The sequence below is a fragment of the Pseudomonas sp. FSL R10-0399 genome (assembly GCF_009600165.1).
In the GTDB taxonomy this organism is placed as follows: Bacteria; Pseudomonadota; Gammaproteobacteria; order Pseudomonadales; family Pseudomonadaceae; genus Aquipseudomonas; species Aquipseudomonas helleri.
The window spans coordinates 13,286-34,526 of sequence record NZ_WIWK01000046.1; the positions used below are offsets into that span (position 1 = coordinate 13,286).

The 21,241-nt window shown below is 59.9% G+C and carries 15 protein-coding genes; 1 reads left to right on the forward strand and 14 read right to left on the reverse strand.

Features of this window, described 5'->3' with window-relative positions; translation table 11 throughout:
* Positions 1–13: 13 nt before the first annotated feature.
* The 10 genes from GHO41_RS14785 to GHO41_RS14830 form a co-directional block, all read right to left on the reverse strand.
* On the reverse strand, positions 14–835 hold the full coding sequence (locus GHO41_RS14785) for an aspartate/glutamate racemase family protein (protein ID WP_048369075.1): 822 nt from the start codon (positions 833–835) through the stop codon (positions 14–16).
* A gap of 18 nt (positions 836–853) precedes the next feature.
* Positions 854–1,744, reverse strand: a complete 891-nt coding sequence (locus GHO41_RS14790; protein WP_153433987.1) for a hypothetical protein — start codon at positions 1,742–1,744, stop codon at positions 854–856.
* A gap of 52 nt (positions 1,745–1,796) precedes the next feature.
* Entirely contained in the window at positions 1,797–3,458 is a 1,662-nt protein-coding gene (locus GHO41_RS14795) for a hydantoinase B/oxoprolinase family protein (RefSeq protein WP_153433988.1), read from the reverse strand.
* A gap of 2 nt (positions 3,459–3,460) precedes the next feature.
* Positions 3,461–5,548 carry a hydantoinase/oxoprolinase family protein gene (locus tag GHO41_RS14800; protein WP_153433989.1) on the reverse strand — a complete coding sequence of 696 codons (2,088 nt, stop codon included), beginning with the start codon at positions 5,546–5,548 and terminating at the stop codon, positions 3,461–3,463.
* 182 nt (positions 5,549–5,730) lie between these two features.
* Entirely contained in the window at positions 5,731–8,370 is a 2,640-nt protein-coding gene (locus tag GHO41_RS14805; protein WP_153433990.1) for a LuxR C-terminal-related transcriptional regulator, read from the reverse strand.
* Between the two features lie 664 nt (positions 8,371–9,034).
* Positions 9,035–10,279, reverse strand: a complete 1,245-nt coding sequence (locus GHO41_RS14810; RefSeq protein ID WP_153433991.1) for an aspartate aminotransferase family protein — start codon at positions 10,277–10,279, stop codon at positions 9,035–9,037.
* Positions 10,280–10,349: 70 nt separating this feature from the next.
* Positions 10,350–11,174: an ABC transporter permease gene (locus tag GHO41_RS14815; RefSeq protein ID WP_153434000.1), complete on the reverse strand. Its 825-nt coding sequence runs from the start codon at positions 11,172–11,174 to the stop codon at positions 10,350–10,352.
* 2 nt (positions 11,175–11,176) lie between these two features.
* On the reverse strand, positions 11,177–12,433 hold the full coding sequence (locus GHO41_RS14820) for an ABC transporter permease (protein WP_153433992.1): 1,257 nt from the start codon (positions 12,431–12,433) through the stop codon (positions 11,177–11,179).
* A 10-nt stretch (positions 12,434–12,443) separates the two neighbouring features.
* Positions 12,444–13,547, reverse strand: a complete 1,104-nt coding sequence (locus GHO41_RS14825; RefSeq protein ID WP_153434001.1) for an ABC transporter ATP-binding protein — start codon at positions 13,545–13,547, stop codon at positions 12,444–12,446.
* A gap of 118 nt (positions 13,548–13,665) precedes the next feature.
* Positions 13,666–14,718: an ABC transporter substrate-binding protein gene (locus GHO41_RS14830; protein ID WP_153393157.1), complete on the reverse strand. Its 1,053-nt coding sequence runs from the start codon at positions 14,716–14,718 to the stop codon at positions 13,666–13,668.
* Between the two features lie 384 nt (positions 14,719–15,102).
* On the opposite strand from GHO41_RS14830, the gene GHO41_RS14835 reads away from it, so the two are divergent.
* Complete coding sequence (locus tag GHO41_RS14835) at positions 15,103–15,738, forward strand: cupin domain-containing protein (RefSeq protein ID WP_082148724.1); 636 nt, start codon at positions 15,103–15,105, stop codon at positions 15,736–15,738.
* A gap of 107 nt (positions 15,739–15,845) precedes the next feature.
* Here the strand turns inward: GHO41_RS14835 and GHO41_RS14840 are convergent, their stop codons facing one another.
* From GHO41_RS14840 to GHO41_RS14855, 4 genes are all read right to left on the reverse strand, one after another.
* Positions 15,846–16,745 (reverse strand): LysR family transcriptional regulator, encoded by a 900-nt coding sequence (locus GHO41_RS14840; RefSeq protein ID WP_153326937.1) that lies wholly within the window; start codon positions 16,743–16,745, stop codon positions 15,846–15,848.
* Positions 16,746–16,808: 63 nt separating this feature from the next.
* A complete protein-coding gene (locus tag GHO41_RS14845; protein ID WP_153433993.1) occupies positions 16,809–19,829 on the reverse strand; it encodes an FAD-binding and (Fe-S)-binding domain-containing protein in 3,021 nt (1,006 codons plus the stop codon).
* A gap of 261 nt (positions 19,830–20,090) precedes the next feature.
* A complete protein-coding gene (locus GHO41_RS14850) occupies positions 20,091–20,561 on the reverse strand; it encodes a hypothetical protein (RefSeq protein WP_048388762.1) in 471 nt (156 codons plus the stop codon).
* A gap of 12 nt (positions 20,562–20,573) precedes the next feature.
* Positions 20,574–20,942 carry a hypothetical protein gene (locus GHO41_RS14855; protein WP_153433994.1) on the reverse strand — a complete coding sequence of 123 codons (369 nt, stop codon included), beginning with the start codon at positions 20,940–20,942 and terminating at the stop codon, positions 20,574–20,576.
* Between the last annotated feature and the right edge of the window lie 299 nt (positions 20,943–21,241).

A 21,241-nucleotide genomic window follows, 5' to 3' on the forward strand; every position in this document is an offset into this window, starting at 1 on the left:
GCTGCATCCAGGATTAGGCGTTGATGCGGTTGCCAATTGGCACCGGTTCTTGAAACAGCCCGAAGGCCTTGATCTCTGCTTCGGATGGCGGCTCACAACTGCCTACCCGGCTGGGGCTCCAGCCAAAGCGGCGTTTCATGCCCGCTGCGGCTTCGGCCACTTTGAACGCGGCGACCACCGGGTCGATGACCGGTACACCGATTTGCGCCTGTACCTCCTCGAAGAAGCCGAACTCGATGGTGCAACCGAGGATGATGGCTTCTGCGCCGTCCTCTTCGACAGCCCGCCGGGCCTGTTCAATGATGGTTCGGCGGGTAAGGGCGTGATCGCGCTGGAACTCGTCCACGCCCATGCCCAGCGAGCGCATGGAAGCCAGCCGGTCTTGCGCGCCGTAAGCCCGGATGCGCCCGTGCATCTGCTCTATCCATTTGTTGCGCCCCACAATGATCGAGAACCGGTTGGCCAGATTGGCAGCCACTTGCACGCTGGCCTGGCAAGGGCCGATGACCACGGTCTGGCCAGAGATTTCTCGGGCATCTTCAAGGGCCGGGTCGTAGAAGCAGCCCAGTACCAACGCGTCGATGTTGTGCTGGGCGCTGTCGCGGGCTATGTGCACGATGGGCGCGTAGGTCAGCGCTTCATACGCGCGGTATTCGAGATGTGTGGAGCTGGCCGCCATGGCCAGCGACAGCACTTCAACGCGGGTCGAAGGCAGTTTGATGGCGTGCAGCAGCTCACTGATCGGCGCATCGAAGGTGGGGCGGCCAATCGGGTTCAGCCAGCGCACGGTGACCGGCACGTCGTGTGCCGGGGTGGGGAATGTCGGGGTGTCCATGGGCGTGGCCTCGCAAGGTTAAAAGAACTTCACCAGCGCCATGGTCAGGGCGTTGGAGTGCTTGAGGTTGGCGCTGTGGTAGTAGTCAACATTGAGGTTGGCGGAGATGAAGAGGCCGTCCTCGGCAAACCCGGTGTAGGTCATGGACGGGCCGATCTTGCCGGCCCGCGACACGTTGAAGTCCGAGGCGGTGGTGTTGTTGATGTGGTAGACGTGGTGCACGCCCAGCCACAAGTCTTCGGTCACTAGATACCCGGCGGCAATGTCGCCCAGCCACAGGCTGACCCCGCCGCGCAGTTGGGCGGGGTCGCCCGCGCCCAGGTCGGTTGCGTGGCGGTTGCGGGCGGCGTAATGGATGCCTGCGGGGGTAAAGGTGACGGCGAAACGGCCCACTCGCAGGTAATTGGCGACACTGAAACTCACGGCGTAACGATTGGCAAAGGCGCCGTGGCCGGTCAGGTCGTCATTGCCGTTGGGGAATTCGACCATCAGCGTAGGGTTGGTCCAGAACGTGGTGTAGTCATCTGAACCCATGTCGCTGGTGGGCTCGACCACGTTGTAGTAGTACGAAAAACCGACATTGGGCGAGGCAATGCCCCACGCGCTGCTGTCACGGGCACCGTTGCTGCTGGCGTAACCGGGGATGGCGCCTACCCAAAATTGCAGTTGGTCGCGGGCGGTACCGGTGAAGCCGGTCTCGGAGAAGTACGCCAGCACCGTATTGGCGGCCATGCTGAGGTCGCCATCGGTGGTGCGGTTGAGCACCGGAAATGACTCCACCGCCCAACTGCCCGGGATTCCGGGTTGGGCGAATCCGATAAATTGCTCGCCCAGGGCCAGCGGGCTGGAACCCAGGGTGCAAGCGAGTGCAAGACCGACGCTGAGGCGCCGTGCAAAGTGTGTGTGCATGGTTGAGCTCTCTTTATTGTTGTTTTTGTTTGAAGCCGTGTTTCAACCCTGGTCAGCCATGAACGCCATACACCGCGCTGGCGGTGGCGGCGTCGACATAGCCGTTTTTCAGGTCATCGCGCACCGCGTCCTTGCAGCGTTTGCCGGGTGGGCCAAAGCCGCCGCCCGCGCCGGTGCGTACGCGCACCAGGTCACCCGCATTCAGGGGCACGCTGCTGGCCATGGCGTAGCGTTCGTGCACATCGCTGTGCTGGCGGATCACTTCTACGTAGTTGAGCGAGCCGGGCTCCCCCTGTTGCAGGCCCCACGGCGGCACGACCGAGCGGGTGTAGCCGCAGGTCATGAAGCTGGCGTCGGAGCGCACCCGATAGTCGATGCAGATACCCCGGCCACCCCGAAACTGGCCGTGGCCACCGGGTTCGTCGTTCAGTGCCATGCGCTCGACATACAGGCCGTAGCGGGCTTCGCAGATCTCGACCGGGCAGTTATAGGTTTCGCCATGCAGGCCTGAGTACATGGCGTTGTTGCCGTCGCGGCCCGGTTCGGCGCCCCAGCCGCCGATTTCGGGTTCGACCAGGGTGAACAGGCGCCCGGTGTCCGGGTGCACGCCGCCAATGATGGTGGCGCACACCGAGGCGAAATTGCCGGCCGGCAGGCGCTCGGGGAACGCCGTGGCCAAACAGCGCAGGAGCAGGTCGTAGACGCGGATCATGTTTTCGAAATAAAAGCCCTCGGCGGCGGGTGCCTGCGCATCAAACAAGGAACCGGGGCGCGTCAGTACCTTGAGCGGGCGAAAGGTGCCGCCATTGGTTACGCCCTGCGGAGCCGTCAGCGCCTTGAATGCCATTTGCGCTGCCACCACGGCACCGTCGCGGCTGAGGTTGACGGGGCCCGCGCACTGGTCGGGGTTGTCGCGCAGATCAATCAGCAACTGTGTGTGGCTGATGGTGATACCGACCTTGAACACACTGCCGTCGTCTTGCGGTTCGCTCAGGCTGAGGGTTGTACCGGGCAAGGTTGCCAGGGCCTTGAGCGAGATTTTTTCGCCCAGGTCCATAAAGTCGCGCATGGCCTGCAAAAACAGATCGGTACCGTATTTGCTGTTCAGTTGTTGCAAGCGCAGAGCGCCACCGCGCACGGCGGCGATACCGGCCCACAAATCCCCCTCCATAAAGTCCGGCATACGTGAATTGGCGCGCAAAATTTGCAGCACCGAACGAATCGGCTGCCCGCGGCTGATCAACTTGACCGACGCCAGGCGCAAACCCTCCTGAAAAATATCAACGGCTTCGGTCGATAACGAGCCGGGCACCATGCCGCCTACGTCATTCCAGTGGGCGATGTTGGCCGTCCAGGCCACCAGTTGCCCGTCAGCAAACACCGGCATGGCCAGCACCACGTCATTGAGGTGGGTAACTGCGCCGCCGTCGTGTGGGTCGTTGCTGATAAACACGTCGCCGTCTTCGATTTCATCGGCCTGGTGGTGCTTGAGGATTTGCTTCACGGCCTTGTCGAGCACACCGACAAAGGCCGGAATGCCGGCGCCTGAGCTGGCGATATCGCCCTGCGCGTCGGTGATGCCGGTGCCCATGTCGAGCACTTCATAAATAATCGGGCTCATCGCAGCTTTGCGCATGGCGGCAAACATTTCGTCAGCGATGGCCTGCAAAGCGTTCTGGATGATGTCGCGGGTAAAAATATCAAGGCTGTGCATGTTTACGCTCCGTTGCCATCGAGGGTGATATGCAAGTTGCCGAGGTGATCGACCCGCACGTGATTGCCGGGGTGGATCACCACCGTGGTGCCTGAGTCTTCAACGATGGCCGGGCCGCAAAAGGCCATGTTCGGCTCAAGCAGGGCATAGTCGTAGAGCGCGGCCTGGTGCACGCCCTGAAGGGCAAAGTCGACGTTGCGCTGGCCTTTGCTGGCGGCTTGCAGGGTGCGGCCGGTGACGGGCAGGGCCTGGGGGATTAGCTTGCCGATCTCGGCCACGGCTATCAGGTGAAAACCGACAATTTCAACCGGTGCGTGCAGGCGGTAGGTGTAGTGCTGCTCGTATAACGTGTGAAAACGCTGCTCGATCGCGACCCAGTGTTCGGCGATGGCTTCATGGCTGTTCAGCGCAACCTCGACCGAGTGCTCCTGGTTTTGATAACGCAGCTTGGCGAACACCTGCAGTTGCACCTGAGCTGGCGCCATGTTCTCGGCCACGAATTGCTCGCGGGCCGCGTGCATCAGCGTTTCAAGTGCACATTGGGTGTCAGCCAGGGCGGCGGGTTGGGTGGTGTCCACGAAGCGGTTTATAAACAGGTCGCGGCGCAGGTCGGACAAGGTCATGCCCCACGCCGAAAACACCGCTGCGCTGCGCGGGACGATGACCTTTTTAACCCCCAGCTCTTGCGCGAGGGCTACGGCGTGCAGGGCACCGCCACCACCAAACGCCATCAAGGTGAGTTCGCGCGGGTCATGGCCACGGCTTAGCGAGACCAGCTTTAGCGCGTTGACCATGTTGTCATTGGCCAGCCGCACGATGCCGCGTGCGATCTCGATGGGCGGCAGCTGTAAACGCTCGCTGAGCCGGTCCAGCCCGCGGGCGACTGCGCCTTGGTCGGCGGTCAGTTCGCCGCCGCAAAAATAGTCCGGGTTGATCCGGCCCAAGGCCAGGTTGGCGTCGGTGGTGGTGATGTGTTCACCTCCATTGCCATAGGCGGCCGGGCCGGGCAAAGCCCCTGCGGACTGTGGCCCTACGTGCAGTTTGTCAAAATCATCGACCCAGGCAATCGAGCCGCCACCGTTGCCGATCTCTACCAGATCCACCACCGGCACCATGATCGGATAGCCCGCGTGGGTGCTGTCACGCTCAATCCAGTAGTCAGTCTTGATGCTGACCTGACCGTTCTGGATCAAGGCGCACTTGGCGGTGGTGCCGCCAATGTCCAGCCCCAGCAGATTGGGTTCATCGATCAAACGCCCGAGTTCGGCTGCCGCCCAAAAACCGCTGGCGGGCCCGGATTCGACCATGGTGATGGGGGTTTGTCGGGCGTGCGCCAGGCTGTCGACACCGCAGTTGGACTGCATGATGTACAGCGGCGCCTGATACCCCGCGTTGCGTAAACCGGCCTGCAATTCATCGAGATAGCGCGCCGCAATGGGCTGTACGTATGCCGACAGTACGGTGGTGCTGGAGCGCTCGTATTCGCGCCACTCGCGGGTGATCTGGTGTGAAGCAACCACTGATACGTCGGGCCAGAGCCTGCGGACTTCGGCCAGCAGGGCTTGTTCATGAACGGGGTTGGCGTAGGCGTGAAGCAGGCAGATGGCTACTGCTTCGACGCCTTCACGGCGCAGGGTGTCGAGCAGCTCGGGCAGTGTCGACAGGTCCAGTGGTTCGCGCTCGCGGCCATCGGTGTGCAAGCGGCCATTAACTTCCAGGCGCAGGTAGCGCGGCACGAAAGGGGCGGGTTTGACCCATTTGAGGTTGAAGTAGTCCGGGCGGTTGGCCCGTGCAATCTCCAGAATGTCGCGAAAACCGCTGGTGGTGATCAGCGCCGTTTTGACACCTCGGCGCTCGGTCAGGGCATTGATCACCACCGTGGTGCCGTGAGCAAGAAAATCAACCTTTTCCAGCGCCACGTCGGCCTTTTGAATGACGTTGAGCACGCCTTCGGCGAAGTTTGGTGCGGTGGTGTCGACCTTGGCCGTGCGAATCTGTTGCTGGCCAGTGGCGGTGTCGGTTTCGAAATACACCAGATCCGTGAACGTGCCGCCGACATCCGTGGCAACCCGTACGATTTTGCCGTCCATACCCACAGGGCATCTCCTGTTGTGATTGTTTTTGCTGGAGGCAGCGCAAGGCCTGCCCGGCGTTGTACCGGGGTCGATGCTAGGGGGGCGTATGGGCGGGGGGCTACGGAGCCGAAGGGTAGGGCGGCCGCATGTTCTGCCATGAGCTACCCCAACGGGTAGGTTTGGTGTTTGTATTCCGGTTACAACGGTGGGGCAATCAGGCCTTGGCGCAGGGCCATGTTGATGGCGCTGGTGCGGTTGTCCACCGACAGCTTGGTGTAGATGTTTTTCAGATGGAATTTCACGGTGTTTTCAGACACGTCCAGCGCCTGGGCAATGGCTTTGTTGGGCTGGCCGCAGGCGAGCAGCGTCAGGACTTGGGTTTCTTTAGGACTGAACGGGATCTTTACCCGCAACGGCTGCGCACGCCAACTGCGCAGCCGGCTTATGACGGGTTGCAGCGCCGGCAGCGCCTCTGTGTAGTCTTCCAGCACGGGCAGCAGGCACGGCCCGACTTCCAGCAGCAAGCCGGGTACCGCGTTTTCACACAGGGGCAGCAGGGTGGCCAGTACGTCGTCTGCCTGCTGGGGGATTTGCGCTTTGTGCAAGGCCACCAAAGCCAGCAATTTCAAGCGCCAACTCGGCAGCAGCAACCCTTTGTCACGTAAGTACGCAGCGTCACGTTGCAGGCGACTGAACGCAACCTGAGAGGCGCCGGTGGCGATGTGCAAGCGGCTCAGCGCCAGGCTGGCCGCTTCGAGGTTGCGCCAGTCTTGCTGGGGGTTTTGGGTGTACAGCTCCGCTTGCTGCGCTTCTTTACGGGCCTGCGTCAGCATCCCGCCCTGTACCAGCGCATCGACCCGCCAGGCGTTGATCAATTGCTGCAATCGCGGCCAATTACGGATGCTGGCCAGTTGTGAAACGCGATCCAGCTCAAGTAGAGCAGGGTGCAAGCCCTTGGCCCGCAAGGTGGTGCGCCAAGTGACTTCGGCGGTACCTGCCACGACTTCCAGCCAACCGTCGGCATATTCCAGCGCCGCCCAGCCGTCGTTGAGCCACGGCGTCGTTTGCTCCCAGTGGCCTTGCCAATAATCCTCACGGGCCTTTAAACAGCCGATGAGTGCTTTTAACGAACTTTCGCCACCAAAGTGGCTATGGACAAAGGCCAGCGTGCTGTTGATCAAGGCGCTGGATGCCTGCATTTGCCCGCTCAGGGCCAGTAGTTGCGCTTCGTGCAGGCAGCAGTAACTTTCGCCACGCGGGCTGGCCACCAGCTGCATTTGTACCTGCGCTGTGCGGATGCTGCGCAGGGCCTTTGGCATGTCGCCACGGGTCAGCAAATGCAGGGTGTTTACACATTCAAGCGTGGCCTGGGCGAGCAGTTCTTCGGGATGCTCGCCCAGGCCGGGGGGCGGCTCGTCATGCGCAAAGCGGTCCAGATACGCATTGGACAAGGTGCGGATCACATAAAAATCGCGCAGCAGGCGGGGTTCTCCTTGCAGCGACTTTTGCGCGAGTTCCAGCCGTTGCGTACACAGGGCATGCTCTCCCAGCTTGGCGTGCAAATAGGCTTGCAGCAGCAACAGGTCGGGCGCATTGCGCCGGGTCTGCTCATCAAACTGTTGCACCAGGCTTTGTGCGTAGCGAATGCCCTGGCGCAGTACCAGCGCCCAGCCGCCCGCCTGCACCACCAGGTTGATTGCCAGCGCGGTGTCCTTGGCTTTCAGGGCGTGGGCCACGGCTTGTACCCAATCGCTGGCTTGCGCCAACCAATGGGCGGCGGCGCGGTGGATGCGCCGGGCTTGGCTCTGGCCCACCCGCGGGCCCAAAAAGTCACGTAGCAGGCCGTGATAACGAAACCATTGGCGCTCGGCGTCCAGTGGCATCAGCAGCGCATCAAGGTGGCTGAGCTGGCTGAGTAATTGCGCGCTGTCCGTGCGTTCACGTACCGCATCGGCCAGCTCAGCATTGAAGCGTTCGAGTAATGACGTTTCGAGTAAAAAAAGCTGGCATTGCGGCGAGAGGCTGCCCAGCACTTGCTCAGCCAGGTAGTCAGCCACATCCGTGACACAACCGCAAAACGCCCCCAAACCGTACACATTGCCTTCATGGCTTTCTCGCCAAAGGCGCGCCAACTGCACGGCGACAGCCCAGCCTTCGGTGGTGCGATGGATGTGCTGTATATCGCTGGTCTGGGCATGTGCTCCGAGAATACTGCGGGTCTCGTCTTCTGACAGGCTCAGTTGGTGGGCAGACACTTCTTGCACCCAGCCTTTGGTTTTCCAGCGGGCCAAGGGCCAGGCCGGGCGGGTGCGGCTGGCGACCACCAGATTCAGCGAGGGTGTTGCCTGTTCAAGCAGCGTGCAGACGATGTGATCGACTTCTTTGCAGGTCACGTAGTGATAGTCGTCCAGCAGCAGCGTGATCGGGTGTTTAGCGTGAGACAACGCGTGCAGCAACGCAGACAGGGTTCGCAGCGGCTGGGCGTCCAGCGATTGAGTGGCGGCCAGGTGAGACAGCGGCCCCAGCTCCAACCCGGCGCGTTCGAGGGCCAGAATAAGGTAGGCCAAAAAGCGATTGGGCTCGGCGTCGGCTTCATCCAGCGAAAGCCAGGCGAGGTGGGCAGGGGCAGGGCGAGCCAGCAGTTCCTGGCGCCATTGCATCAGCAAAATGGTTTTGCCGTAGCCGGCGGGCGCGACGACCAGCAGCAAAGGCGGTGAAGGTTGCTGGCGCAATGACGCGAGCAGTGTTTCGCGCACCTTAGACGTCAGCAGGGTATGTGGCGGGGTCAATTTACCGATCCAGCACCAGGTGCTGGATGAAGCGGGCTGAATGCTCATGGTGAGAAGGCCGATCTCAAGGGCTGAGCATCCAGAGCTTGTCCCCCTCGGCCAACACCGCCAAGTCGGCCATTGCCGAGTTCCGCGTAAGAAGTTGCCCTACAGCCCGTAGTCGCTGACGAGGCACGAAGGCTGCGAAAGATCAAAAGATCGCGAGCAAGCTCGCTCCTACAGATGTTTTGCGTGCAACCTGTAGCAGTTGACGAGCTTTGCGAGGCTACGTCCGGGCGCGCAGCGGCCGTAAAAGAGCCAAAATCAAAAGATCGCAGCCTGCGGCAGCTCCTACGCTTTTACCGCGTACACCTGTAGTCGCTGACGAGGCACGAAGGCTGCGAAAGATCAAAAGATCGCGAGCAAGCGCATACACCTGTATCAGTTGACGAGCTTTGCGAGGCTACGTCCGGGCGCGCAGTGGCCGTAAAAAGGCCCAGATCAAAAGATCGCAGCCTGCGGCGGCTCCTACACTTTTACCGCGTACACCTGTAGTCGCTGACGAGGCACGAAGGCTGCGAAAGATCAAAAGATCGCGAGCAAGCGCATACACCTGTAGCAGTTGACGAGCTTTGCGAGGCTACGTCCGGGCGCGCAGCGGCCGCAAAAAGGCCAAGATCAAAAGATCGCGAGACAAGCTCGCTCCTACAGGTGTATGCGTACGCCCACACGCTTAATCGCTATACGCAGCACTCAATTCAACCGCCGCGTGTTCGAACGCGGTTTTGATTTCTTCGATTACGTGGTCGCTGTGGTCGAAGGAGATATACAACCGGCCATACGGCGACGGCATGATCAATACGCCCGCTTCGCGCAATGCCAGGTGCAGGGCTTTGGTAAATGACGGGTTGGCGATTTGCGCAGCTTGTTCGTAGGTGCTCGGGACCACGGCGCCCAACCAGATGCCAAATACGTTGCCGTAGCCGCTGGTGCTCACGGTGATGCCGTGGCTTTTAAAGATGCTTTCAATGGCCCTACGCAAGGCGTCACCACGGGCGATGAGTTGCGGGTAGTCAACGCTGTCCAGTTGCGCCAGGGTGGTGGTCACGGCCGCGCAGGCCATGGGGTTGCCGCTGAAGGTGCCGCCGCGAAGGACCCGGCCTTCTTCAAAGCCCGCTAGGATGTGGGGTTTAGCGACGACCGCCGACACCGGTACGCCGTTGCCAATGGCTTTGCCAACGCTGGCGATGTCCGGGTCCAGTCCTTCTTGCAGAGCCGCGAGGCCCGGGTACAGGCGAAAGCCCATCAACACTTCGTCGCTGATCACCAGTGCGCCGTGCCGGTGGGCCACGTCTTGGACGTGTTTGAGGTAGCCCGGCAAGGCCATAATGCAGCCCGCATTGGCCAGCATCGGCTCCAGAATCACCGCGGCAATGTTGTTGTCTTCGGCAAACAGCCGTTCAACATCGTCAAAGTCGTTAAAACGCAGCAGGGTGGTGCGCTCTGTAGACGGGCGCTTGCCGTCGCTAAAGCTCGCTTCTTTGGAGGTGACGTTGCCGTAGCTGATGTCATCGAACCAGCCATCAAAACCCGCCGCCATTTTGGCGATTCTGCCGCGACCGGTGTACGCACGCGCTGCGCGGCAGGCCAGGTGCACCGCTTCGCTGCCCGAGTTGGTGAAGATGACTTTGCTCAGCTCGCCGGTGTGCCTGGCCAGTGCCGTCGCCGCGCCATGCTCACGCACGTGGGCCCAGGACGGCGCCGCGCTGTCGCTCAGTGCCTGCACGACCGCCGCATTAACGGCGTCATTGGAGTGGCCCAGCAACACGGCGCCAAAGCCCAGCGCGGTGTCGATGTATTGGCGGCCCTGGTCATCCCACAGGTAGGCGCCTTTGCCATTGCGGATAAACAGTTTTTCACCCTTGAGATCAGGCAGGATGCGGGCTGCGCTGGAAACATCACCCACTAGATTCGGCATAAAAACCTCTGAATTTTGACAAGAGTTACCCGCCCCGGGCTGTTGGGCCCGGGAAGGTGTACGGCATGGGTTATTGTTGTTTGACTTTCAGTTTTTCGTTGCGTCGTCGCAGCACTTCGAGGGTCAGCAGCATCAATACCGACAGGATGACCATGATGGTGGCGACCGCGGCAATGTTGGGGCTGATGTTTTCTCGAATGCCCGAAAACATCTGCAAGGGCAAGGTGCGCTGTGCCGGGCTGGACAAAAACAGCGTGACCACGACTTCATCAAACGAGGTGGCAAACGCAAACAGCCCGCCCGAGATCACGCCGGGGGCAATCAGCGGCAGGATCACTTTGAAAAATACCGTCAGCGGCGGCGCACCGAGGCTGGCGGCGGCCCGGCTGAGGTTATTGTCAAAACCCTGCAACGTCGCGTTGACGGTGATGACCACAAACGGCACGCCGAGCATGGCATGGGCCAGCACCAGACCGGTGTAGCTGTTGAGCAATTGCAGCTTGGCAAAGAAGAAGTACAGGCCGACAGCAACGATCACCAACGGCACGATCATGGGCGAAATCAGAAACGCCATGATCACGCCCTTAAAGCGGAAGTTGCCCCGGCACAGCCCCACAGACGCCAGGGTGCCGAAGATCATGGCCAGTGCCGTGGCGGCGGGGGCGATGATAAAGCTGTTTTTAAAGGCTTGACGCCACTCCTGGGACGACATCAGTTCTTCGTACCAGCGCAACGAAAACCCGTCCATGGGGTAGGTCAGGAACGATGACGAGTTGAACGACAGCGGAATGATCACCAGCACCGGGATAATCAAAAACAGCAGCACCAACAGGCAGACCGTCACCAGACCGAAGCGGGCCAGTTTTTCGGCTTTGGAGGCATAAGGCGGCAACATGGTCATGACCTCGCCTGGTTAGGGTGGGTAAGTTTGCCGTACACCCCATACAACAACAGGGTGGCAAGCAGCAGCAGGCTGCCGAGTGCAGACGCCATGCCCCAGTTAACGGTTTTATTGGTGTAGAACGCGACGAAGTAGCTGACCATCTGGTCCGCAGCACCGCCCACCAGGGCCGGGGTCACGTAGTAACCAATGGCAAGGATAAAGGTCAGCAAGGCACCGGCAGCCAGACCCGCGAAGGTCTGCGGCACGTATACCCGCCAGAACGCCACGAACGGGTGTGCGCCCAGCGAAATGGCCGCCCGCACGTAGTTGCCGGGGATGTTTTTCATCACGCTGTACAGCGGCAAGATCATGAACGGCAGCAGCACATGGGTCATCGCGATGATCACCCCGGTGCGGTTGAACACCAGTTGCACCGGCGCGTCGATAAGGCCCAGAAACATCAGCGAACGGTTGATCAAGCCATCGGACTGCAACAGCACCACCCAGGCGGCGGTACGCACGATCAGCGAGGTCCAGAACGGCAGCAGCACGCAGATCATCAGCAGGTTGCTTTTGCCCTCTGGCAAGGTGGCCAGCCAGTACGCCACCGGGAACCCCAGCACCAGGCATAGCAGGGTGACCACGGCGCCGATGGCGAAGGTGCGGGCAAAAATGTCCACGTAGATCGACTGGTTAGGGTCGGCTTTGACGATGTTGCCGGTGGCGGAGTCGATACGGTGGTCGAGGGCGGCCAGCAAGAAGTAAGGCGTCAGCGGCGCCGATGCCTGCTTCAGGGCCTTCCAGTAATTAAGCTCGCCCCACGAACTGTCGATGGCAATCAGCGCGTCGCGTTTGGACGCCACGTCGCTGGCCGGGAGGTTGCGCAGGGTTTTGCTGATGAGGGTCCGGTAAGCCGGGATTTCATAGCTCAAGCGCTTGGCCAATGCGCCGATCTGGCCGTTCTCTTTGGCGTTGGCCAAGTCGATGACCAGCGCTTCGAAGGTGTGTTCGTTCGGCAGCGATTTGCCTTTCCACAGGGCCAGCGCCTCAACGGTGGCCGGCAGCGCGGTGTTCACATCGGGGTTATCGACGCTGCGCGAGAGCAGGGTGCCGATGGGGAAAGCAAAGCACACCAGCACAAACAGAAACAGCGGTGCGATCAGCAGCAGGGATTTGAACTTGTAAGAACGTTCGGACTTTCTGAGCTTGGCCCTGAGAGTGGGCGTCTGCTCCTGGGGCTGGCCGGATTGATTGGCGGCGGACTGACTCATGATCGACATCTCAGTGCTTGGTCACGTCCAGAGCGCGGATGTGCTCTGGTGACCAGGAAAGTGAAATCGAACTGCCAACCGTCCAGCTGTTGTTCATGTGCGCCGCCGGCAGCTTGACCATGAAGTTCGGCTGCCCGGCAATTTCGGTGATCATGCGCACGTGGTCGCCCAGGTAGATGTATTCCTGAATGCGCGCGGTCAGCGGTGTGCTGCCTGCCGGGCCGACCACCACCCGCTCGGGGCGGATGCACAAGGCCACCTGGTCGCCCGGCTGGCATTCGGCCACCGGCACGGCGCGGATCAGGCTGCCGTCATCCAGGCGCGCCACGGCATACTGCTCGTCGCAATACATAAAGGTGCCAAGCAGGGTGTTGTTCTCGCCGATAAATTGCGCCACGAAGCTTTTGTTCGGGGCCTCGTAAATGGCGGTCGGGGTGTCGATCTGCTGGATCACGCCGTCGTTGAACACCGCCACGCGGTCGGACATGGTCAGGGCTTCGCTCTGGTCGTGGGTCACGTACACCACGGTCAGGCCCAGTTGCTGGTGCAGGTGCTTGATTTCCAGTTGCATGTGTTCGCGCAATTGCTTGTCGAGCGCGCCCAGCGGTTCGTCCATCAGTACCAGTTTGGGGTCAAACACGAGCGCACGGGCCAGGGCGACACGTTGCTGCTGGCCACCCGACAGTTGCGCGGGGTAGCGTTTTGCGAAATCGGTAAGTTTCACCATGTCCAGAGCACGGCTGACTTTGTGCTTTTTGTCGACGCTGTTCATTTTGCGGACAGAAAGCGGAAAGGCCAGGTTTTGCTCAATGGTCATGTGCGGGAAGAGTGCGTAGTTCTGGAACACCATGCCGATGTTGCGCTTGTGCGGCGCAAGGTTGTGCAGCGGCTTGTCGTTCAGGTAAATCTCGCCATGGGTCGGCGTTTCGAAGCCGGCCAGCATCATCAGGCTGGTGGTTTTGCCTGACCCGGACGGGCCCAGCAGGGTGACAAATTCGCCTTCTTTAATATCGAGGTTCAAATCCTTGACTACTGGGCGTATGCCGTCGTAAGTCTTCTGAATATTTTTAAAACTGACCAAGTGTTTCACGTAACCATCCTCACTTGAGAGCAGGCGCACAGCATCTTCGCCAGGGCATGCTCGCTCATCATGATGAGAGGCACCGGCGTGCAGATAACGTCGTGGACCTGCCACCGGGGAACCGGTGGCAGGGTGACCAAGAGGCGGGAGTTTACTTCTGGGCGACCCAGGCGTTGAAGCGCTCGGTCAGCGGTTCGATGTTCTCAACCCAGAACTCGACATCGATAGGGATCGACTGCGCAAGGTTTTCCGGGGTGGTTGGCAGGGTGTGCTTCAAGTCTGCCGGAACAAATTCGTTGGCGTTCTTGTTGGTCAGGCCGTAGGCAATGTACTTGGGCAGCTTGGCCTGTGCTTCGGGCTTGCTCGCGAAGGCGATGAAGTCCATGGCTTGGTCTTTGTTCTCGCTGCCTTTGAGCACGGCCCAGGAGTCGATGGCCGATACGCTGCCATTCCACAGGAACTTGAAGTTTTTGCCTTCGTTGGTGTTAAAACCGGTGATGCGGCCGTTGTACGACGAGCTCATCACGATGTCACCGGCAGACAGCATTTGCAGCGGTTGTGCTGCGGCTTCCCACCACACGATGTCCGACTTGATGGTGCCCAGTTTGTTGAAGGCACGATCGACGCCTTCCGGGGTGCGCAACACTTTGTACACGTCGGCAGGTTTGACCCCGTCAGCAATCAGCGCGAACTCAAGTGCGTATTTAGGGCCTTTGCGCAGGCCGCGTTTACCCGGGATTTTTTCCAGGTCAAAGAAGTCTGCCCACGAGGTCGGTTCGGTCTTGAGCTTGTCACCGTCCCACGACAGGCCGGTGTTCCAGACGATGTTACCAACACCGCAGTCGCTCACGGCTTCCGGAATAAAATCAGCTTTGTTGCCGATTTTGGCCCAGTCAATTTTTTCATAGAGCCCGGAATCGCAGCCCAGCACAAGGTCTTCGCCTTCTACTTCAACCACGTCCCAGTTAGGCTTGCCGGCTTTGACTTTGGCGTCGAGCACGCCCACTCCGCCATCCCAGCTTTGGTCGAGTACTTTTTTGCCGGTTTGTTTGGCGAAAGGTGCAAAAAACAGCTCGCGCTGTGCGTCCTGAAAGTTGCCTCCCCAGGAGACAATCGTTAGATCACGGGCAGTGGCAACTTGGGAAGCTGCTAAGCCAATGAGGGCAAGTCCATATGCTGCAACAGCGTGGCGTGATTTATGCATTATTAGCCTCTACGCAGATGTTGTGATTCAGTGGTAAAAATTTTTACCACTGGAGGTGTCTCCAGGCAAGCTTTATTTTCGCTGACGGTTTAAACCCTGAATCGCCCGATAAACGGTAAGCGATTGTTTTCTCACGTCTAAAATTTAAAAAAGACTGACAAACCCAACTGTCGGTGTTTTTTTTAGCTAGAGTAATAAACGTTTTCTTCAGGGGTGAGCCTGTTTGAAACCGTGCTACTTTGCTGCGCCTGGAGTGTGCAACAGGATACGGGATTACCCGACCTGGTGCGTTTAAGTTGCCTTTACCGTGTAAGAAAATTCGGCAGTTCAAGGTCCACATTAAACTTTGGCCCGCTCGGGTGCCGTTTAGCTAAGGAATTCACCGTGACAGAAACATCGGCGACAGGCCGAAGCCCGCATATCCGGGAAGAGCTCCCTGAAAGCCCGCCAGAGGTTTTGGAGACCGCCACCGTAGGCGCAAGGCTCAAGGCATTACGACAAAGTCGAGGTCTCTCGATCAGGGGGCTGGCAGAGCTGGCCGGTGTGCCGCATGCCACGCTTTCGATTATCGAGCGGGATAAATCCAGCCCGTCTGTGAGCATCCTCAAGCGTTTGCTGCGGCCCTTGAACGTCACCCTCAGCGTGTTTTTTTCCGACTCGGCGGTGGTTGACCGCGCCGTGTTTTACAAAGCCAATGAGCTGGTCGAACTCGCTGATGGCAAGAAGCTATCATACAGGCAAGTGGGAGCGAATCTCGAAAATAGTTCGATGATGATCCTCCATGAACGTTACGAACCGGGTGCAGACACCGGTGAAGAAGGCGAAGAGCTGTATTCCCACGACGCCGAAGAGGGCGGCATCGTCATTGAAGGGCGTTTGGAAATGACCGTGGGTGATGAGATCCGCGTGTTGTCGCCGGGGGATGCCTACTACTTTGACAGCCGTTTGCCGCACCGCATGCGCAACCCGTTTGATGAAGTGTGCATTGTTGTCAGCGCGGTATCGCCGCCGACCTTTTGATGCACAGCAGCGCCGAGCAAAAACTGTAGGAGCGAGCTTGCTCGCGATCTTTTGATCTTTTTAAAAGATCGCGAGGCAAGCTCGCTCCTACAGGGGCGGTGAGTGGTTTAGTCCCAAGGCGATGCCTTAAGTTTCTGTTCCAGAAAATCCCTGAACACGCGTATGCGCGGGCTCAGGTTTTTGCGATGGGTGTAGATCAGGTAAATGGGCTCTTTGGACGGGATGTCGTAGGTCTGCAGCAAGGGCACCAGCCTGCCTGCCTTGAGGTCCGCGCCGATATGGAACTGCGCAAGCTTGACGATTCCGCCGCCGTTCAAGGCGATGTCGCGCTGTAAATCCCCTTGGGCAAAGACCGCCTTGGGCTTGATGGCTACCGTGACCGTCTCGCCGTCGACCCTGAACTGCCAGTTGTTCCAGGCACTGTTAAAGGCAAAGTTGAAGCAGTCGTGGTTGAGCAGGTCTTCCGGGTGATTGGGCGTGCCTTTACGGGCGAGGTACTCCGGGGAGGCGCAGATGATCCACGCGCTTTCACCGATTTTGCGCGCAACGCGAGATGAGTCCGGCAACACGCCACTGTGAATGGCGATGTCGAGGCCCTGGTCAAAGTGGTCGACATACTGTGGGCCGACCTGCAAATCAACCGTGAGGCCGGGGTAGGTCGCCATGAACTCCGGCAGCCAGGGCACGATCTGGTGTTTGGCGAAGGTAGTCATGGTGTGGATGCGCAGCGCGCCGCTGACCTGGGTTGGGAAGGCCTCGGCCAACGAGTCGGCTTCGGCCATGGCGTTCATGACTTTGCGTGCGCTCATCAGGTAGGCCGAGCCTTCTTCGGTGAGCGTGAGGCTGCGGTTGCCGCGCTGGAACAGACGCACTTGCAGTCGGTTTTCGAGGCGGCTGATCAGCTTGCTGACGGTGGACGGGGTGATTCCGTTCGCCCTGGCGGCCACCGAGAAATTGCCGTGTTCGTGCGCCCACAGAAAGGCTTGCATCTGGGAAAAATTATCCATTTTTATTCTCATCGCAACGAATGCGAGCAGCCTGCCATCAATCACCCACCCAAACAACTCACCTCACTGGCGCAGGTGGCCCAGCAGTGCCTGCAATGGATGCTGCAACGCTTTGCCTTCATGGCGCTTGACCTGGCTGCGGCAGGAGTAGCCGTCGGCAATCAGGTTGCCGCTCGGCATGTGCCGTTCGACCAACGGCTGCCAAGACTGCGAATAAATAACCGCAGAGGTCTTGGCGTTGCGGGCTTCATGGCCGTAAGTCCCGGACATGCCGCAGCAGCCGCTGGGCAGCACCTGCAACGTAAGGCCAAAGCCTTCAAAAACCTTCTTCCACAGATCAACGCTGCCCGGCTCGTTGGTGCGCTCGGTACAGTGCGCCAAGAACTGGTACACCTGCGGTGCGCCGTGCTTGAGCGTATCGGGCAATGCCGTCACCAGCCACTCTTGCGGCAGCGCTACTTGCGGTGCGCTGCCTTGTTCGAGAGTTTTGGCGTATTCCTGGCGGTACACCAGGGTCATGGCCGGGTCGAGGCCCACCAGCGGTATGCCGCTTTGCTCCAGTGCCAGCAAGCCTTTGGCGGTGTTGGCCGCGGTCTTTTTAAAGGCCCCGAGAAAGCCCTGCACTTGCAACGGTTTGCCGTTGGGCGAGAAGGGCGCGAGGTAAACCTGATAGCCCAGCCGGGCAATCAACTCGATCCATTGCGCCGCCAATGGCGTCTCGAAATAGCGGGTGAAGGCGTCCTGTACCAGGATCACGCTGCGTTTGCGCTGCTCGTCACTCAACCGTGCAAGGGTTTTCGGCGTGGCGATTTGCACGTTCCATTGCGCGCACACGGCATGGAAATCCATCAGGCTCAGCAGCGGGCTGTCGACCATGCCGACCACGCGTTCCAGCAGGTATTTAACCGGCGCAGCGCTCATCAAGGCGTTGTACAGCCTCGGGAAGCGCGCAATGTGCGGGATGCTGAATTCAAGCGAGCCCACGGCGTAGTCTTTGAGCGGGCGCAGGTAACGGCTGTGGTAGAGCTCCAGAAAACGCGCGCGAAAATCCGGCACGTTGACCTTGACCGGGCATTGCCCTGCGCAGGATTTGCACGCCAGACAGCCGGCCATGGCGTCATACACTTCGTGCGAGAAGTCTTTCTCGCCCAGCAACCTGGCCAGTGAGTTGCGGGTTCTGCGCAGCACGCCGGTGGAGTAATTGCCCAGCAGGTCCACGCCTTGCGCCCCTTGCTGGCGCAGCCATTCACGCATCAGCGAAGCGCGGCCTTTAGGCGAATGGATGCGATCACGGGTGGCTTTCCAGGACGGGCACATCGCGTCATCCGGGTCGAAGTTGTAGCAGGCGCCGTTGCCGTTGCAGTGCACGGCGCTTTGGTAGCTTTGCCACACGCGCTCGTCGATTTGCCGGTCCAGATCACCGCGCAGCGGCACTTCGTCGACGCGGGTCAAGCGGGCCGTGCTGACCTGCGCCGGGGTAGCGATTTTGCCGGGGTTGAGCTGGTTGAACGGGTCGAACGCGGCTTTGATCGCCTGCAACGCCGGGTACAGCGCGCCAAAGTATTTAGGCCCGTATTCAGAGCGCAGGCCTTTGCCGTGCTCGCCCCACAGCAAGCCGCCGTATTTGTGCGTCAGGGCCGCCACGCCATCGGAAATCGGGCGGATAAGCGCCGCCTGGCGCGGGTCTTTCATGTCGAGGATCGGGCGCACGTGCAACACCCCGGCATCGACGTGGCCGAACATGCCGTACTCCAGTGCGTAACTGTCCAGCAGGGCGCGGAACTCAGCGATGTAGTCCGCGAGGTTTTCCGGCGGCACGGCGGTGTCTTCTACAAAGGGCTGCGGCCGGGCCTCGCCCTGCACGTTGCCGAGTAAGCCCACAGAGCGTTTGCGCATGGTGTAGACGCGTTTCACCGCTTCACTGCCCACCGCCAGTGTATGGCCCAGGCGGCGCACGCCGTTGTCGGTGTTCAAGTGTTCGATAAAGTCATGAACGCGCTGCTCCAGGCGCTCGTTATCGTCGTCGCTGAACTCGATCAGGTTGATGCCCAGGGTGGGTGTGGCCGGGTCCTGGGGGAAGTATTCGGCGACGCCATGCCAGACGATGTCTTTCATCGCCAGCATCAGGACTTTTGAGTCCACCGTTTCGATCGACAGCGGCTTGAGGGCCATCAGCGCCTTGGCATCGCGCAGCGCGTCCATGAAGCTGGCGTAGCGCACGTTGACCAAAATTGAATGCTGCGGAATGGGCAGCACGTTGAGCTTGGCTTCAATGATAAAACCCAGCGAGCCCTCAGAGCCGCACAGCAGGCTGTTGAGGTTGAAACGCCCATCGGCTTCGCGCAGGTGGGCGAGGTCATAGCCGGTGAGGCAGCGGTTGAGCGGCGGGAAGATTTCTTTGATCAGTTGTTGCTGGTTATCGGCAATGTCTTGGGCGCAGCGATAGACCTCGCCGATCACGTCGTTGCGCTCGGCCTGGCGGTGCGCCAGTTCGTTTGCCAGCGCCTGGCTGTCGAGGCGTTTGCCGCCCAGCAGCACGGTCGACAGTTCGAGCACGTGGTCGCGGGTTTTACCGTAGGTGCAACTGCCCTGGCCGCTGGCGTCGGTGTTGATCATGCCGCCGATGGTGGCCCGGTTCGAGGTGGACAGCTCGGGGGCAAAGAACAGGCCGTGGGCTTTTAGTGCTGCGTTGAGCTGGTCTTTGACCACACCGCTTTGCACGCGCACCCAGCGCTCTTCGACGTTGATTTCGAGGATGTTATTGAGGTGGCGGGACAGATCGACCACCAGCCCGTCGGTCAGCGACTGGCCGTTGGTGCCCGTGCCGCCGCCACGCGCGGTCAGCACGATGGAGCGGTACTCCGGCCGCGCAGCGAGTGCGCTCAGGCATTCGACATCGGCGTAATCTTTGGGGAACACCGCAGCCTGCGGCAAGCGTTGATAAATGGAGTTGTCGGTGGCCAGCACGGTTCTGAGGCCGAAATCACTGGCGATTTCACCCTTGAAGCCTTCCGTTGTCAGTGCGCTTAGAAAACGTTGGTAAGCGTCATCAAGACGGTGGAGGGGGGCGAGGCGGGCGATCATCGGTGGTTTTTCCTGCAGGCAAATTCAGTTCTACATTCACTCGGCGCATGGAGCTGGCTAACGCGCTCGCGCGGTGAAATTGATTTGGCAGGATTTTCAGGGTCTTGGCGCCACAAGGCAAACGTATAACGTGCAGCCTTTGCATGAGGTTTATGCATGAATGGGGGCGCAATCCCATTGTAGGAGCGAGCTTGCCTCGCGATCTTTTGATCGTTTAAAAGATCGCGAGGCAAGCTCGCTCCTACACAAGTGCTGTGGGGATTACTCGGTGGGGAGTTTTTCCAGGGCGGCGCGCAGGGCGTCTGCGCTGGCGAAGGTTTGCTGCGACACCAGGGTGCCGTTGTCCAGTTGCAACCACAGCACCTGGTCGTCTGCGCCGGGGTATTGGGCGGCAATGTTGCCGTCACGATCCAGCACGACGCGGTAGCTGTAGTCGCGCATTTTCGGGATGGCAATAAACTTGCCGATCAATGACGGCATGGCATGCACGTCAGCCAAAAAGGCGACATGGCGAGCCTCAAGGTAGCCTTTTGGCTGGTTTTCCAGCGCCGCTTTTACCAGCTTGGAACCGTCCATGTTGCGGGCCACCAACAGCACGTGGGTGTTGGCATCCAGGGTGTAAGGCTGGTCGTGCTGGTCTTGCAACGTCCAGGGGGTAAGGTGTTCACCCACCGTGGCGGCGAAGCTTTGCATCGACAGGGCGCTTAACAGCAGTAAAAGTGCAATTCTCACTGTGTAGTCTCTCTATTTTCGGGTGGTTTTCTGGGCTAGACGTTTGACCCAGTCGCCGCCACAGGCGCGCTGGCATTCGTCTTCGGAGTCATAAAAAACGTGGTTGGCCACCTGGCGCACGTTGATATTGGCGTCTAGCAGGGCGCGGGTGGTGAGTTCGACCATGAAGCGCGCCTCGCCATCGGCCAGGGCGAAGTCTTTGTTGACCTGGTTGTCGAATACCCAGACCACCTTCAGGCTGGCCGGGAAGGCTTCGAAGTCGACTGAATGGGTGAGCCAGACAAAGCCCGGAATCTGCCCTTTGGCGCTTTCACAGGCTGCGGTCAGGTGTTTAACCAGGCGACGTTCGATCTGAGCCTGGTTACGTTTGTTCAAAGACATGGGTGAATCCTGTGGGCAGCGGTGGCAAAAGCGCAATTGTACGTGAACTGTCCCTTAGCCATTGATCTACTTCACATCGCTAAAAAGATGCGTTTACGTCAAAAGTGCCACCTGAGGTAGAATGTCGCGGTTTGAAGGCTGACACCGCCGGTTTTTCGCAGCCGGGCAGGCTCTCTGGAAAGAGTTGCAAGAGGTGTCAGTACCAATGGAGTCGCATGAAGGTGTCGGGAGTGAAGGAGCTGGACAGGGCAGACCTGTTATCGGCCGCGCCCGGCACTTACCCGAAATGTCACCCAAGT

Excerpts from the sequence above, each read along its gene's own strand:
- GHO41_RS14845 (WP_153433993.1), bottom strand. The coding sequence starts at position 19,829 with ATGATCGCCCGCCTCGCCCCCCTCCACCGTCTTGATGACGCTTACCAA.
- GHO41_RS14790 (WP_153433987.1), bottom strand. The coding sequence starts at position 1,744 with ATGCACACACACTTTGCACGGCGCCTCAGCGTCGGTCTTGCACTCGCT.
- GHO41_RS14785 (WP_048369075.1), bottom strand. The coding sequence starts at position 835 with ATGGACACCCCGACATTCCCCACCCCGGCACACGACGTGCCGGTCACC.
- GHO41_RS14805 (WP_153433990.1), bottom strand. The coding sequence starts at position 8,370 with ATGAGCATTCAGCCCGCTTCATCCAGCACCTGGTGCTGGATCGGTAAA.
- GHO41_RS14795 (WP_153433988.1), bottom strand. The coding sequence starts at position 3,458 with ATGCACAGCCTTGATATTTTTACCCGCGACATCATCCAGAACGCTTTG.
- GHO41_RS14810 (WP_153433991.1), bottom strand. The coding sequence starts at position 10,279 with ATGCCGAATCTAGTGGGTGATGTTTCCAGCGCAGCCCGCATCCTGCCT.
- GHO41_RS14830 (WP_153393157.1), bottom strand. The coding sequence starts at position 14,718 with ATGCATAAATCACGCCACGCTGTTGCAGCATATGGACTTGCCCTCATT.
- GHO41_RS14855 (WP_153433994.1), bottom strand. The coding sequence starts at position 20,942 with ATGTCTTTGAACAAACGTAACCAGGCTCAGATCGAACGTCGCCTGGTT.
- GHO41_RS14820 (WP_153433992.1), bottom strand. The coding sequence starts at position 12,433 with ATGAGTCAGTCCGCCGCCAATCAATCCGGCCAGCCCCAGGAGCAGACG.
- GHO41_RS14840 (WP_153326937.1), bottom strand. The coding sequence starts at position 16,745 with ATGGATAATTTTTCCCAGATGCAAGCCTTTCTGTGGGCGCACGAACAC.
- GHO41_RS14815 (WP_153434000.1), bottom strand. The coding sequence starts at position 11,174 with ATGTTGCCGCCTTATGCCTCCAAAGCCGAAAAACTGGCCCGCTTCGGT.
- GHO41_RS14800 (WP_153433989.1), bottom strand. The coding sequence starts at position 5,548 with ATGGACGGCAAAATCGTACGGGTTGCCACGGATGTCGGCGGCACGTTC.